The sequence below is a fragment of the Bradyrhizobium sp. OAE829 genome (assembly GCF_040546575.1).
Lineage (GTDB): Bacteria > Pseudomonadota > Alphaproteobacteria > Rhizobiales > Xanthobacteraceae > Bradyrhizobium.
Map to the genome: position 1 here is coordinate 6,279,512 of NZ_JBEPOE010000001.1, position 14,303 is coordinate 6,293,814.

General features: G+C 61.7%; 15 protein-coding genes. 8 read left to right on the plus strand and 7 right to left on the minus strand.

What is annotated here, in order from left to right; genetic code table 11:
• Positions 1 to 286 precede the first annotated feature (286 nt).
• Positions 287 to 1,063, plus strand: a complete 777-nt coding sequence (locus ABIE49_RS30250; protein WP_354067074.1) for a 2-keto-4-pentenoate hydratase — start codon at positions 287 to 289, stop codon at positions 1,061 to 1,063.
• 63 nt (positions 1,064 to 1,126) lie between these two features.
• Here the strand turns inward: ABIE49_RS30250 and ABIE49_RS30255 are convergent, their stop codons facing one another.
• Positions 1,127 to 2,233 (minus strand): acyltransferase family protein, encoded by a 1,107-nt coding sequence (locus ABIE49_RS30255; RefSeq protein WP_192738512.1) that lies wholly within the window; start codon positions 2,231 to 2,233, stop codon positions 1,127 to 1,129.
• Between the two features lie 523 nt (positions 2,234 to 2,756).
• Here ABIE49_RS30255 and ABIE49_RS30260 point away from each other — a divergent pair.
• From ABIE49_RS30260 to ABIE49_RS30280, 5 genes are all read left to right on the plus strand, one after another.
• Positions 2,757 to 3,182, plus strand: a complete 426-nt coding sequence (locus ABIE49_RS30260; RefSeq protein ID WP_192738513.1) for a hypothetical protein — start codon at positions 2,757 to 2,759, stop codon at positions 3,180 to 3,182.
• Between the two features lie 130 nt (positions 3,183 to 3,312).
• Positions 3,313 to 3,456, plus strand: coding sequence for a hypothetical protein (locus ABIE49_RS30265; protein WP_192738514.1), 144 nt, complete (start codon positions 3,313 to 3,315; stop codon positions 3,454 to 3,456).
• 249 nt (positions 3,457 to 3,705) lie between these two features.
• Positions 3,706 to 5,121: a UDP-N-acetylmuramate--L-alanine ligase gene (locus tag ABIE49_RS30270; protein WP_192738515.1), complete on the plus strand. Its 1,416-nt coding sequence runs from the start codon at positions 3,706 to 3,708 to the stop codon at positions 5,119 to 5,121.
• Between the two features lie 126 nt (positions 5,122 to 5,247).
• Complete coding sequence (locus ABIE49_RS30275) at positions 5,248 to 6,852, plus strand: alkaline phosphatase family protein (RefSeq protein ID WP_192738516.1); 1,605 nt, start codon at positions 5,248 to 5,250, stop codon at positions 6,850 to 6,852.
• A gap of 83 nt (positions 6,853 to 6,935) precedes the next feature.
• Complete coding sequence (locus ABIE49_RS30280; protein WP_192738517.1) at positions 6,936 to 7,679, plus strand: enoyl-CoA hydratase/isomerase family protein; 744 nt, start codon at positions 6,936 to 6,938, stop codon at positions 7,677 to 7,679.
• A 118-nt stretch (positions 7,680 to 7,797) separates the two neighbouring features.
• On the opposite strand, the gene ABIE49_RS30285 is transcribed toward ABIE49_RS30280, so the two are convergent.
• From ABIE49_RS30285 to ABIE49_RS30305, 5 genes are all read right to left on the minus strand, one after another.
• Complete coding sequence (locus tag ABIE49_RS30285) at positions 7,798 to 8,787, minus strand: Bug family tripartite tricarboxylate transporter substrate binding protein (RefSeq protein WP_192738518.1); 990 nt, start codon at positions 8,785 to 8,787, stop codon at positions 7,798 to 7,800.
• A gap of 49 nt (positions 8,788 to 8,836) precedes the next feature.
• A complete protein-coding gene (locus ABIE49_RS30290; RefSeq protein WP_192738519.1) occupies positions 8,837 to 9,124 on the minus strand; it encodes a hypothetical protein in 288 nt (95 codons plus the stop codon).
• Between the two features lie 237 nt (positions 9,125 to 9,361).
• Positions 9,362 to 9,721 carry a PRC-barrel domain-containing protein gene (locus ABIE49_RS30295; protein ID WP_192738520.1) on the minus strand — a complete coding sequence of 120 codons (360 nt, stop codon included), beginning with the start codon at positions 9,719 to 9,721 and terminating at the stop codon, positions 9,362 to 9,364.
• 245 nt (positions 9,722 to 9,966) lie between these two features.
• Complete coding sequence (locus ABIE49_RS30300) at positions 9,967 to 10,344, minus strand: VOC family protein (RefSeq protein ID WP_192738521.1); 378 nt, start codon at positions 10,342 to 10,344, stop codon at positions 9,967 to 9,969.
• 151 nt (positions 10,345 to 10,495) lie between these two features.
• Complete coding sequence (locus ABIE49_RS30305) at positions 10,496 to 10,882, minus strand: response regulator (RefSeq protein WP_192738522.1); 387 nt, start codon at positions 10,880 to 10,882, stop codon at positions 10,496 to 10,498.
• 316 nt (positions 10,883 to 11,198) lie between these two features.
• Between ABIE49_RS30305 and ABIE49_RS30310 the strand changes: the two genes are divergently transcribed.
• Both ABIE49_RS30310 and ABIE49_RS30315 read left to right on the plus strand, forming a co-directional pair.
• Positions 11,199 to 12,398: a DJ-1/PfpI family protein gene (locus ABIE49_RS30310; protein ID WP_192738523.1), complete on the plus strand. Its 1,200-nt coding sequence runs from the start codon at positions 11,199 to 11,201 to the stop codon at positions 12,396 to 12,398.
• An 84-nt stretch (positions 12,399 to 12,482) separates the two neighbouring features.
• Positions 12,483 to 12,905: a hypothetical protein gene (locus ABIE49_RS30315; protein ID WP_192738524.1), complete on the plus strand. Its 423-nt coding sequence runs from the start codon at positions 12,483 to 12,485 to the stop codon at positions 12,903 to 12,905.
• Between the two features lie 220 nt (positions 12,906 to 13,125).
• Here ABIE49_RS30315 and ABIE49_RS30320 read toward each other — a convergent pair whose 3' ends face one another.
• Entirely contained in the window at positions 13,126 to 14,301 is a 1,176-nt protein-coding gene (locus ABIE49_RS30320) for an extracellular catalytic domain type 1 short-chain-length polyhydroxyalkanoate depolymerase (protein WP_192738525.1), read from the minus strand.
• Positions 14,302 to 14,303 lie beyond the last annotated feature (2 nt).

Sequence of the window (14,303 nt, forward strand, 5' to 3'; positions counted from 1 at the left end):
CGATACCCACCACTTGTCCCGACGAAAGCAAGCGTAGCCCGGATGAGCGAAAGCGATCCGGGTCTTCTTTCGAATCCCGCATTGCGCTGCGCTCATGCGGGCTACAACATATCCGCGTAGGGTGGGTGGAGCGACTTGTCCGCCGTAGCTCAAAGAGCGAAGGCGGAAGCGATACCCACCAGTTGTTCGACGAAAGAAGTTGGTGGGTTGCGCTTCGCTAACCCACCCTACGAACTGCGCTCATGCGGCTACAAGAAAACAACAGGGGAGACCACCATGGAAGACGTTGCAGCCCGGGCGCGCGGCGCAATCGCAGCTTGCGGCACATAAAGCCAACGCGCAGTTCACCTCGCTCGCGCCGCCGGACAAGCCTGCCACGATCTCGGACGCCTATGACATTCAGGACAGGTACGTCGCGTTGCTCCGGAGCGAGCATGGCGACACCGTGGGCTACAAGGTCGGCCTGACCTCGGCGACGATGCAGAAATTCTGCGGGATCGACCACCCCATCGCCGGCGTGGTGCTCGCAAGGCGCGTGCATCAATCCGGCGCGACCATCCGCCGCGCGGATTTCGGCCGGCTCGGTCTCGAATTCGAGATCGCGGTTCGCATCAAATCCGACGTGCCGGGCACGGCTGCGCCGGTGACCGCTGAAATGATTGCGCCGCATGTCGGCGGTGTCTGCGCAGCCATCGAAATCGTGGATGACCGCAACGCCGATTACGGCAATCTCGATGTGCTTTCGCTGGTATCGGATAATTCCTGGAACGGCGGCATCGTCCTGTCGGAATTCGCGGCGAAATGGCCCGACCTGGAGACGGTGATGGGACGTGCCACAAAGGATGGCGTTGACATCGGCGAGGGCCATGGTCGCGACATCCTCGGCCATCCCTTCAATTCCGTCGCCTGGCTCGCCACGCAACTCAATGCGCGTGGAGTTGGCTTGAAGGCGGGGCAGGTTGTGATGACCGGCAGCGTCATGAAGACAGTGTTTCCGGATAGCGATGCCAGCTATCGCTTCAGTCTCGAGGGCATTGGCATCGTCGACGTGCAGGTGCGTTAGAACAGCGAGGGCCTGCGGTCGATCCTGGCAAAGGTAATGGCGTCGCGCGCGACGACCTGCTCGCTACGTCGTCGTGGCGCCAATTGCGGTCTGTGGCACTTGCTCGCCGCCTACTGCTGCGGGCTTGGTCGCGGCGTTGCGCTGATGTCCTCCGAGACCGCGGCGATAGCGCTGCAGTGGCCGTTCGACAGCCAAATAGCTGACCGTAGCCATGGCGATCGAAAAACCGAGGACGATCGGACCAGTCAGGTACCAGGGAAACAACTCCCTGAAGTAGATGGCTGCCGGATAATGCCACAGATACATGCCGTAAGAGATGAGGCCGATGCCAACCAGCGGGGGTGCGGACAACACCAGACTGACCCTCGATTCTCTTGTCGAGGCCGAGATCAGCAAGCCTGCGGCGGCGACATGGGCAACATTGGTCATGATCACCAACGACCAGGGCGCGCGCCAGAAGCCGATCGAGAGGCAGACGGTGAGTGCTGCCCACGCGACGACGCCCGCGACATTGGCTGCTCTTTCCGAGATCAGGTCCTTGTGCCGGAGGGCTGTCGCCAGCAGCGCGCCGCAAACCAGGCCGTCGATCCGCGCATCAAAGCGATAATACGTCGCGTCCCATCCCAGGGTTTCATAGATGTATATGCGCCATGCGCTGGCGAGCAAATAGAGGCCGAAGAGAACGGCCAGACGCCCGCGAGGCCCGATGCGCGCCAGCAGCAGAACTGCGAACGGCCAGATCAGATAGAAGTGCTCCTCGACCGAGAGCGACCATGTGTGAATCAGCACTTTCGGATTGTGCCAGAAGGCCTGCGAATAGTCGGTCAGATAAAATGCCGCCAGCGCGGCGTCGCGCACATGCGACATGAGGCCGAGCTGCGGCCAGAGCAGGGGGGCAATCAGCAGATACGCCGCCAGAAACAGCAGCAGGGGCGGGGTGAGACGGAGCAACCGGCGCAGATAGAATCTCCACAGGTCGATCCGTCCCGTCGCGCCAATTTCGTCCACGAGAAGCCGCGTAATCAGAAAGCCGCTCAGAACGAAAAACAGATCGACGCCAAAATAACCCTGGTCGAATACCGTAACGTCGCAATGATCTGCGATGACCAGGAGCACTGCGACCGCCCGCAATCCATCCAATGCTGGATTGTATGGAAACGGCAGTGCCAACAAAGCCCCCTTGTGCGGCGCAGCCGCGACGGTTGTTGTAACTGAACCGCCGCAGCCATGGGTTCTTTCCGGGACCCTGGCAGTTCTATAAGGGAAAATACTGAGGAAAGTTTACGCACTCCTTAACTTCACAACCTAAACTTGCTAACCTCTCTCGCCGGATTCGTTATGTATTGCACGCTACAGCGCTGTTTTCGGCCGTCGATCCTGCGGTGATGTCGTCACGCGTGACGGTTGTGTTGTTCAGGAAAGGAAGCCGCGGCATTTGCGAAGGCTTCTGTTAACGGTAACTCACGTGAACATCTGAAGCGGCCGGGAAGGCCGTGCGTCGTGACCGGCGATCGCCTCTCGCGCGCGCGGATCGGGATGTGCATTCAGCTTGCAAATCAGTTCATGCTCGCGATTACAATTTTCGTCTCGCGTTTTCTGGATCATTAACTACCGCGCGACGCCTTTGTAGCGGTTCGATGCGCCAACCATTAGTTGGTACCGATCGTTAGTTCTCCTCATGCGAGAGTTCTTCATGCGCAGAGACGGCCAATATGCTGTTTGGTTCAAGACGTCGCGTGGCGAAGGCACCGGCATCGTGAACCTTGCAAATGGCATTATATCGGGCGGCGACAGCTTCTTCACCTATAGCGGCTCCTACCAGGTCGATAACGACCATTTCACCGCGGCGTTGACGACCACGCGGCATGCCGCAGGTCCGCCCACGCTGTTCGGCCTCGACGTGGTCGACGTAGAACTTGCGGGGAGATTCAAGGGCAGGCTGGCGTCCTGCTCGGGAACGGCCAAGCAGGCGCCGGGCCTGCCATTCGAAGCCACGCTGATCCCCCGCGAAGAACACTCGCCTGAACCCGATCGAAGTCGCGCAGGAAAATTACCTGATGGCTTCGATGCCAGGCGCCCGCTCCGCAATCCCGTTGTGCGTGGATTGTCCAGGGGCTGATCGCGTCCGAGCAGAATTGGAATTATTTAAGGCGGCTTCCGGGCGCGCGCGAAACGGCGCGCCGCACAAACGCGCCAATTTCGCATGAGAAGGACGTGCCGCGCGGAATGGCACCCAGGGAGGTTTGCCCATGTCTGAAGTGATACCGTTCCCACCGAAGCCCCAGCCGAAATCGATCGCGGACGAAACCGCTGAATTCCTGCAACTGCTGGAGCGGATCAGGTCTTCGTCGGATAAGGTCGAGACAAAGGAATTGCAGACAACAGAGGACTAGGCGGACGGGGCCCTCGAGATATGCGGGGGCCCTTTTTGCATGGCAGCCCGGGAAGATTGAGCTGCCGGGCCGCGCGAATACGCGTCACAGTTGGCACCGAACCGGTTTCATCACCCCTCGGTAAGCGCCAGACCCCGTTCCGATTGAATCGGAACGGGGCTCCAGATTCTGGATGTGACGCGCTTTCTTGAAGCGAACCGTATCCACTTCGCTCGAAAACGCTCTAATATCCCCGAATCAGGGGGGCAGATGAATTTTTCGAAGGCGCATTTCATTGGCATTGCCGGAAAGGGCATGAGCGCGACCGCGCTGCTGCTCCGGCAGATGGGCGTGCAGATCAGCGGCTCCGACGAAGGCTTTTACCCGCCGGTCAGCGACTATCTCAGGAACGAGAAGATCCCGTTTGCCGCGGGATACCGCAAAGAGAACATTCCTGACGATGCCGATGTCATCGTGATCGGCAAGAACGCAAAGCTTCAGCCTGACAGCAATGAAGAAGTTCGCGCGGCGATGGACAGCGGAAAGCTGGTGCGATCGTTTGCGGATTTGCTGCACGACATGACCGCCGGTTCCGAGACGATCGTGGCCGCAGGAAGTTACGGCAAGTCGACCTGCTCTGCGCTGCTGGCGTGGTGCCTGAAGGTCTCGAACAGGGACCCGAGCTATTTTATCGGTGAGATCACCAACGGGTTCGAACGGCACGCGCACCGCGGGCAAGGCCCGACGTTCGTTCTCGAAGGCGACGAATACCCGGCGTCGAATTGGGACAACAGGTCGAAATTCCTCCTTTACAACGCAAGGAATGTCCTGCTGACCTCGGCGACCCACGACCACATCAACGTCTTTCCGACGCACGCGGATTATCTGGCCCCGTATCAAAGCCTGGTTGGCTCACTGCCTTCAGACGGACTTCTGGTGGTCTGCAGCAGCGAGCCCCACGCGCGCGCCCTTTCCGAAGGCCTCGCCTGCGCCACGGTTTTTTATGCCTTGGACGACAAGGCGCATTGGCATGCCGCGAACATCGAGCGTGGCGCGGAAACCGGTTTCGACCTGATGCGCGGCAGCGAAAAGATCATTCGCCTCTCGACCCGCATGCTCGGCGATCACAACATCGAAAATATCGTCGGCGTCAGCGCGATGCTGCTGGAGAAGAAGCTGCTGTCGCCCGAGGAGCTGAACGCCGGCATGAGCACGTTCCTGGGCGTCAAGCGCCGCATGGAATTGCTCTCGCCCGCATCAAAGGTGCCGGTCTACGAAGGGTTTGGCTCGTCCTACGAAAAAGCCCGGAGCGCCATCGTCGCCACAAAACTCCATTTCCCCGATCGTCGGCTGATCATCGTGTTCGAGCCGCATACATTCACCTGGCGAAACCGGGCGGCGATATCAGCCTATGACGACGCATTTGCCGGAGCGTCCAGGATTTTCATCTATCAGCCGGCTTCGCAGGGCGCCGGCACCCATGCCCAATTGACCCAGGACGAAATCGTCGCCCGCGTCAGGGCGGCGAACTTCGATGCAGAGGCGATCAGCGACCCGGACGGGGCATTGGCGAGATTGGGCGACATCTTGCGGCCGGATGATGTTGTCCTGTTGCTGACGTCAGGCGAGCTTGGTGGGCTGATACGAACCATTCCACAACTCGTCGAGGCGAAGTATCCGAGCTGAGGGCCGCGGCTTGATGGTGCGGAACGGTGCTTGCCATTCGGCCTGCAAGTCATCGAACTGCAACAGCTTTTGGCTAACCCACGCGCAGCACCAAATCCTGAAAAATGCGCTTAGCGGGGACGATCGATGATGAAGCCTTCCTTCGTGGTTGCAATTGCCGCCGCCATTGCGGCAGCGACCGCGGCCGGCCCGGCAGCGGCCGGCAAAGCAACCCTGAATCTCGTGCTTGTGCTCGACGGCTTGCGGCCCGACTCCATTACCGAGCAGGAAACCCCCAATCTCTGGCGGCTGCGCGAGCAGGGCGTGAATTTTCCAAACGGTCACGCGGTATTCCCGACCGTGACCCGTGCCAACGCGGCAGCGATCGGGACCGGCGTCTATCCCGACCGCAACGGCATTTTCGGCAATCGACTCTATGTCCGGCAGGTCGATCCGAACCGGGCATTCAACAATGATAATCACAAGAACCTGCTCCGCCTCGATGCCGTCACCGGCGAGCGCATGGTGCTGTCCAAGACCCTGGGTGAAATTCTCGCCGAGCGCGGCAAGACCCTGGCCGTCGTCAGTTCGGGTTCGACCGGGAGCGCGCTTCTGGTCAACCCGCGCGCGCCAAAGGGCGTTGGCGTGCTGGTGAATGCCGATTGGGAGCCGGGGGTGCGGGTGGCATTCCCCGACACTGCGAACGAGGCAATCCTGCGCCGCTTTCCGGCCGCACCGAAAAAGGGCGGCGCCAAGGATCCGTATCTCGATCAGGTCAGCTGGACGGGGCAGGTGCTGCGCGACTACGTGCTGCCCGAGCTCAAGCCCGACGTGATCGTCAACTGGCTCACCGAGCCGGACCATGTCCAGCACGCGGCCGGCGCAGGCTCCACCGAGGCCCGCGCCGCCATCCGTCATGACGACCGCGAGGTCGGCCTCGTGCTCGGGCGGTTGCGCGAGCTCGGGCTGATCGAGAAGACCAATATCATCGTCGTTTCCGACCATGGCTTTGGTCACGGTATCTTCGGCGTCAATGTCGCTGATGAACTGATCAAGGCCGGGCTCAAGCTCGGTCCCGACAGCGATGACGTCGTCCTCGCCAGCAGCGGACAGACCATGTCGCTGCATGTCCGCGATCGAAATCCGGAGCGGATCGGCGCCATTGTTTCCTTCCTGCAGCGGCAGCAATGGGTCGGCGTGCTCTTCACCGCGGGTAAACCCGGCGGCTCGGGCGTGCCGGTGGAGGGACAGGTGCCCGGCACCTTCGCGCTCGAACTGGTTCATCTCGCCAACAGCGAACGCGGTCCCGACATCGTGTTCACCTTTCCCTGGAGTTCGGCCAAGAGCCCCTCGGGCGTGAGCGGATCCGACTACACCGAGGCGGCCACCACCGGGCCGCTCACCGGCACCGCCGGCAACCACGGCAGCATGAGCCCATGGACCGTCCGCAACACGTTCCTGGCCTGGGGCGCCGATTTCAAGCGTGGCGTGACCGTGCGCACGCCCTCGAGCAATGTCGACCTTGCGCCGACCTTGCTGGCACTGATGAATCTCGACGGCGAGGTCGACCTCAGCCGCTTTGATGGACGGCCGCTGCGCGAGGCTTTCGCCGACGGCCCCGATGAGGAACAGGTGCCGATCCAGGTCAAAACCTATTTCGTCAAGACCGATGACGACAGCTACCGCGCCGCGTTGCAGCTGACCGAACTCGACCGCCAGCGCTACATCGACAAGAGCTGGCGCATGCGCTGAGCGGGCACCGGCGCGCCTTCCGGGCGGGTCGCACAGGCGCCCGCCCGATGCTACGCTCCCCGCATCCGGGGAGGAAAACAAAAATGCAAAAAGTTCTGGTCGAGAACAATGCCGACGGCACCACGCTGGTCACGATCAACCGGCCGGAGCGCCGCAACGCCATCTGCGCCGAGACCGCGCTGTTGCTGCAGAAGGTCTTTGTCGAGTTCGAGCGCTCGCCGACGCAGAGGGCCGCGGTATTGACCGGCGCCGGCAATGAGGCGTTTTCCGGCGGCGCCGACACCGGCAATTTTCCCGAACTGTGGCGCTGCATTCCGACCGTCGGGTTTGAGACGACAAAACCGATCATCTCGGCGGTGGGCGGCTGGTGCGTCGGCGGCGCGCTGGTGCTGTCGATGATGTGCGATCTCACGGTCGCCGCCGAGAACGCCAAATTCTCCTACCCCGAAGCGCGGATGGGATTTACCGGCGGCATGATCGCAGGATTGGCGGCACGCATCCCGCACAAGATCGCGATGGAGATGATGCTGCTGTGCCGTATCGTCGAGGTGCAGCGCGCCTGGAATATCGGCCTTGTCAACGAGGTGGTGCCGGTCGGGCAGCAGGTCGAGGTCGCGCTGAAGATGGCGCGCGAGATGACCGAGTTCTCGCCGCTGGTGCTGAAAACCCTGAAGCGCTTCGTCACCGAAGGCGTCCTGCCGCACGGACCCTCCGAGCAATCCGGCCGCGCCCAGCGCCAGCTTCATGAAGTCAAGGAAAGCGAAGACGCGATCGAGGCCGCCGCCGCGGTCAAGGAAAAGCGCCGGGCGGTTTATAAGGGAAGATAGTATTTCTGTTGCTTCGTAGGGTGGGTTAGCGAAGCGTAACCCACCATCTTCGTGGCCACATCTGCGGTGGGTTACGGCTTCGCCTAACCCACCCTACGGACCTCATGCGGGGTACTGACTAGTCCGGCTTCAATCCGCCCGCCTGAACCACCTTGGCCCATTTCACCGTCTCTTCCGCGATCAGCTTGCCGAAATCGGCTGGCGTGCCCGGCAGCGGTTCGCCGCCGATCGCGGCGAGGCGGCCTTTCATGCGGGCGTCGGCGATGCCTGCGTTGATCTCCTTGTTGAGCTTTCCGATGATGTCAGCCGGCGTCCTGGCGGGCGCGCACATGCCGTACCACTGGCTCGTCTCGTAGCCCGGCACGAAATCGCCGACCGGCGGCAGCTCCGGCGCCACTTCCGCCCGCGCCGCCGTGGTCACCGCCAGCGCACGCAGTCTGCCGCTGGCGATATAATCCGTCGTGCCCGGGGCGGTTGCGAACAGCACCTGCACCTCGCCGCCCAGGAGATCGGTCAGCGCCGGGCCCTGGCCGCGATAGGGCACATGCACCATGTTGACGCCGGTCATCGTCTTGAACAGCTCGCCCGCCATATGCGGCGCGCTGCCATTGCCGGCGGAGGCCATGTTGACCTTGCCCGGATTGGCCTTGGCATAGGCGATCAATTCGGGAACGGTTTTCACCGGCACGGTCGGGTGCAACAGGATGATCATCGGCACGCGGATGATGCCGGCGACCGGGGCGATGTCGCGGATGAAGTTGAACTTCAGATTACTGTAGAGCGCGGCGTTGACCGCGTTCGGCACGGTGGCGAGCAGCAGCGTGTAGCCGTCGGGCGCGGCGCCGACCACGGCCTCGGTGCCGATGTTGCCGCCGGCGCCGGTGCGGTTTTCGACCACGAAGGATTGCCCGAGCCGCTCGTTGAGCCACTGGCCGATCAGCCGCGCCGTGATGTCGACGCCGCCGCCGGCAGCAAAACCGGCAACGATGCGCACCGGCCGGGACGGGTAATCCTCCGCCGCGGCGGCATGCGGAAACGCCGGCGCGGCGAGGCCGGCGGCCGTGAACTGCAGGAATTGTCGGCGATGAATTTGACGGTGAATTGTCATCGGTGTGCCCCCCGGGAACGCCAATGCTAGCTCAATTTACGGGGGCGGCCTACTCTTCGCGACCCGAGGTCATGGACCTTGCGCTTGAGGCCTCGCGGCTTGAGGACACCAGCGCCGAGGTGGCAAACTTCACGGCTTCGGCATCGCGCAGCTCCTTGCGAATTCTTCTCGCGTCCCGCAGCGTCCGCTGGATGTTCTTGTCGGCGGAGCCGTCGTCAAAGAACAGCATCGTTTCGCAGCTGATGCACTGCCGGGAATAGCCGCTCTGCAGCCGTCGCGCCTTTTCGCGAAAACACGATTTGCAGCGGTGGCAGCGGATCTGAACCGAATCGTCCATCGTCTGGTCCCTGGGCCGCGGGCCGTTGCCCGTCTTGTTTGGAAGGTCGATTATCCGGCAGCTGTACCGGAGCTTCCTTAAGAGATTGTCCTCGCATCCTGTGGCCATTTAGCTTTCGGCACTGCGATTCCAGGCCAATCCTTGAAGCTTATGATTAACCATCCCGAAACTCCGTCCCGCCAAACGTAAAGGCCCGCCTCACAGCGGGCCTTTGCAGTCCTTGCGCGGTGGCGGTGGCTACATCGCGATGCCGTAATAGTCGTTGACCGTGCGTACCCTCGCTGGATCGGACCAGTTCCAGGCGTTGTCATTGCCGTATCTCGGCGCGCCTTGCAGCTGCGTCTCTGTAATGCCAGTGCGATAGCCGCCGAGATTGGTGTCGTACTTCAGCGACTGCCAGGGCAGCGGATAATGGTCGTCACCGATCCCGAGAAAGCCGCCAAAGCTCAACACGGCATACGAGACCTTGCCGCTCATCTTGTCGATCATGACGCGTTCGATCGATCCGATCTTGGTGTCATCGGCGCCGTACACGGCGGTTCCTTCCACCTTGTCGCTGCCGATCAGGGAACCGGTTTCTCTTGCTTCCGTAACCATGGTTGCTCCTCCATTGTCTGAGAACGAGCAACCGGCGGCATCACGAATTGTTCCTGCGAAGATTCGACGCGCCGTCACGGCAACGCGGCGGTCCTTCGTCAATGCCAGGATGCAATCGTAGCCCGGATGAGCCAACGGGTCGCGCGAATGCGCGCCCGATGATAAACTCCGCGACATCCGGGACCTTGGATCTACCCGCATATCGCTCCGCTCATGCGGGCTACATTTGCCTCTCTACATACGCCTCACGCCACGCGGTGCAGCGCGCAGAGCTTGTTGCCGTCGGGGTCGCGCAGATAGGCGATGTAGAGTTTCACCCCGCTGCCTTCGCGGATGCCGGGCGGATCCTCGCAGGTCTTGCCGCCATGGGCGAGGCCGGCCGCGTGAAACGCGTCGGCCTGTTCGGGGGAATTGGCGGTAAAGCCGATCGTGCCGCCATTGGCGTGGCATGCTTCCTTGCCGTCGATCGGCTTCGACACCGAGAAGGTGCCGGTTTTGCTGCGGTAGAAGATGCGGTGGCGGTCGACCCGCCCGGGCGGAATGTCGAGCGTGCCCAGCAAGGCGTCATAAAACACCTTGGCTTTTTCCAGGTCGTTGGTCCCGATCATGACGTGCGAAAACATCTTGTCTTTCTCCCCAAAGTTGCGCCGAGCGATCGGCGACGTTCTGTCCTGTTTTTTGCGAGGTCGAACGTAACAGCGCAGGCCGGAATAGGGAAGTGATTGACGTCGGGCTCATCGGGCAACGCGAAATGAGGGTGCGTTCGGCAAGCGCCTACGCGGTGGCCGGGCCGGCATTCAGCAGCTGGGAAACCGCCGTGACGAGTTGCGCCGGCGCGAACGGCTTTTGCAACAGCACGCTGTTGGGCACGCCCCGCGATGACCATTCATCCGCAGCCAGGCCCGTCATGTAGATGACCGGACAATGCGGGTCGATCTCCCTGATCTGTTGAGCTACGTCCCAGCCGCTCATCGTGCCCTTCAGGCTGACATCGGTGACGAGCGCCCGGTAGTTCTTGACCCGGCCCCTGACAAGGGTCAGCGCCTCTTCGCCCGACGACAGAATGTCGGCTTCAAAACCGCCATCGTTCAACGTTGATTCGACGATGCCCTGCAACGGATACTCGTCTTCGACGACGAGAATGAGTGGAGATTCCGACAATACTAACCTCTGGCTTGATCGACCGTATTGGGTAAGGTGCGCGGCGTGCGGGCGCCTGCGCCGTCCAACCAACCGAAATCCTGTTCAGTCCATAACGTTGGCAAGATGATGACCTGACGGACGCATAACAGGCATCGAGATTGACCACTGCGCCATTCGCCGCCCGGAACCGCGGTACGGCGCTGGTTCATCAATTCGTGAACGACGACGGCGTTCCAACGCATGTCTGTTTTTGCGCGATTTACGCCATTTCGGCTCGGCCATGCGCGCAGTAGCTTGCGCGACAAATCGAAACGGATGTCAGAGCCAAGCAACCATGAACTGGCGACTTGTAAAATGGATCGGCCTCGGCGCCCCCGCGCTGTTCGCACTCGTCTTTGCGGGCTGGATTTTCACGCTGCCTCCGGCGGCTTCGTTTGCGGCTCCGCCGCCGATCGCGAAAGAGGAGGCCGAGGCCACCATTGCCGCGCTGAAGCCGCCGAAACGCCAGCGTCCGCTGATCGCGATCATCGGCATCAATGACGCCACCGAAACCACGGACTATCTGATGCCCTATGGCATCCTGGCGCGCGCCGATGTGGCCGATGTGGTGACACTCGCAACCAATCCGGGTCCGATGACGCTGTTCCCGGTGCTGAAGGTGGAGCCGCAGGCGACCACCGCTGATTTCGACGCGCAGCATCCTGATGGCGCCGATTACGTCATCGTCCCCGCCATGAGCCGTGACGACGATCCATCCGCGCTGCAATGGATCCGGAGCCAGGCCGCCAAGGGTGCGATCGTCGTCGGCGTCTGTGCCGGGGCAAAAGTCGTCGGCGATGCCGGATTGCTCCACGGCAAGCGGGCGACGACGCACTGGTATTCGCTGAAGGAATTGCAGGGCAAGCATCCGTCGATCCGCTATGTCGCGAACCGGCGGCTGGTGGTCGACGGCGCCGTGGCGACGACGACGGGAATATCAGCGTCGATGCCGATGTCGCTGACCCTGATCGAGGCCATTGCCGGACGCGACAAGGCCAAGGCCGTTGGCCGCGACATCGGTCTTGGCGACTGGGACGCGCGTCATGACAGCAGCGCCTTTCAGTTCACGCGCCCGTTCGCGCTGACGGCGATGCGCAACGTCATGGCCTTCTGGAATCGCGAGCAGCTCGGCATCGAGCTTTCGCCCGGCATGGACGAAGTGTCGCTGGCCCTCGTCGCGGACGCCTGGTCGCGCACCTACCGCTCACGCGCGGTGACTTTTGCTGCCACCGCCGGCGGGCAGGAGACCCGCAACGGCATCCGCATTGTGCCCGATGAGGTCGCGGCCAACTGGCCGGCGGAGCGGCGGTTGCCTGACATCGGCGCTTCGCCGCCGGCCAAGATGCTGGACCAGACGCTGGCTGCAATCGAGACGCGTTACGGCATGCCGACCGCCGACTTCGTTGCAATGCAGCTGGAATATCCGAGGCATGGTGCGCTCGTTGAGATAGGCGGAGCGGCCGCACCGTCGTTGCGGCAGAATCGCTTACCTTAGGGAGCCGGGGAGTCGACTCGAATCCGCCGATGGGGCAATCTGCATGACATACTTGCAGCCATTGCGCGCACAAACGGAGCTTCCATGAGCGCTATCAATCGCATTCCTTACGGACTATCGGCCGTTGCGGCTTGCTTCTTCACCTTCGCCGCGCCGGCCGGCGCACAACCATTGGCGACCAACGGGATCGGCGTCGCGTCTTGTGAAAAGCTGGCCAAGGACATGAAGCCGGAAGAGGGCTTCAATAACGTGACCAACTCCCTGATATTCTATTGGGTCCAGGGCTATATGAGCGCCGCCAACATCGCATTGCTGGAGGGCGACAGCCAGTATGTCGACCTCTATTTGATGAACGAAAAGAAGATCCTCCCGCTGATCTTTGAATTCTGCCAGAAGAACCCGGGCAAGAAGCCGATCAGCGTCATCGATCAACTGATCGAGGATACGGACAAGGTCGAAGGCAAGTGGAAGAGCGGCACCGTCCCCTGGGCCGCGGACGACGATTAGAATTTGTGTCCCCCGAGGCGGTACACATAGCTCCCGGCTATGCGCTCGTGCCGCTCCTCTCGGCTTGGGCGCCAGCTGCGGTTTTCGGCTCGTCGATTGCTCCGCCAGCAGCCTCAACTGTTTTGCGGCTTTTTCGCTCTTACGCATGCCGCAGCCGCAGCCCGCAGCAATGCGGGCTGTTTTCCTTACAACATGCCGCGTTGCAGCTGCTTTGATTCAACTATGCGACAGGCGGCGACGGGAGCGAATGATCGAGGAAAAAACGCAGCATTTCCCTTGTGGCATCGGGTCCTCGCGGATCAGTATAGGAGCCCGCGGGGCTGCCTCCCGACCATGCGTGTCCGGCACCGTGCACATTCCAATGCTCCAACATTGCGCGCCCGTTCGCGTCGCTATGAATTGTGCGGGTATAGGCACGGCCCCCCGCTACCTGCCCGCGGTGCACCTTCTCTTGTGTCCTCCTCGTTCTCATAGACTTGAGAATTTGGTCGCCGTTGTTTGGATGCACCGTAGTGTCGCGATCGCCGTGAAAAACAATGGTTGGGACAGATGGTTCGTCACCTGAAATGACGCTACCGGGGCTGCCACCTTGCCGCATGGCGGCAAATGCAGAGGGTATGTCAGTGGCGGCCCCGCAGGCGAGGCCGGAATGGATTCCAACCGCCGCATACAGATCTTTGTAGGTTGCTCCCATGATAGCCGCAGCGGCGGCTCCGGCCGACAGGCCGCCGACGTAGACGCGCCTTTGATCGACCGAATAGTCGTGCATGATTTGACGCGTGATACCTGCGATAAGCGAGGGTTCACCTCTGTCCCGCTGCTGGTCTGCCGTGCGAAACCAATTCCAGCATTTCGCCTGGTTGGCCTTGCTGTGCTGTGCAGGATAGACCACGAAGCACTTTTGTTCCTCTGCAACAAAGTTCATTCTGGTACCGGCGGCGAAATCGTCCGGTGACTGGCTGCAGCCGTGAAGCATGACGACCAAAGGAAGCGGTTGTCCCTGATAGCGGCTGGGGATGAAAAGCCTGTAGGCGCGACTCCCCGCCGGATTGCTGTAGGCACCCTCGATGAACCTCGCGCCCGCCGGCACGATGTCCGGCATGGACAGCGGCGTGCGATTCAATACACCTTGCAGCCCGATCCCCGAGTGCTCCTTTGCGCGATCGAGCAGCGCTCGGAGCATACGCGGTTGGGAAGATGTGGACCCAGCCAATTGAGGACTATCCGTCTCCTCAATGGGATTGGCCTTGGCGTCGATGATCAGCGCACCGCTGCGCCATGTCGCGTCTGGCGCGCTCTCCCCACGAAGCATGCGCTGAAGGAGTGCGGTGGCCTCAACGAGTTGGCCTGCGCGCGTGAGGCGGGTGGCTTCGCGAACAATGTCCTGCTTAATCATGC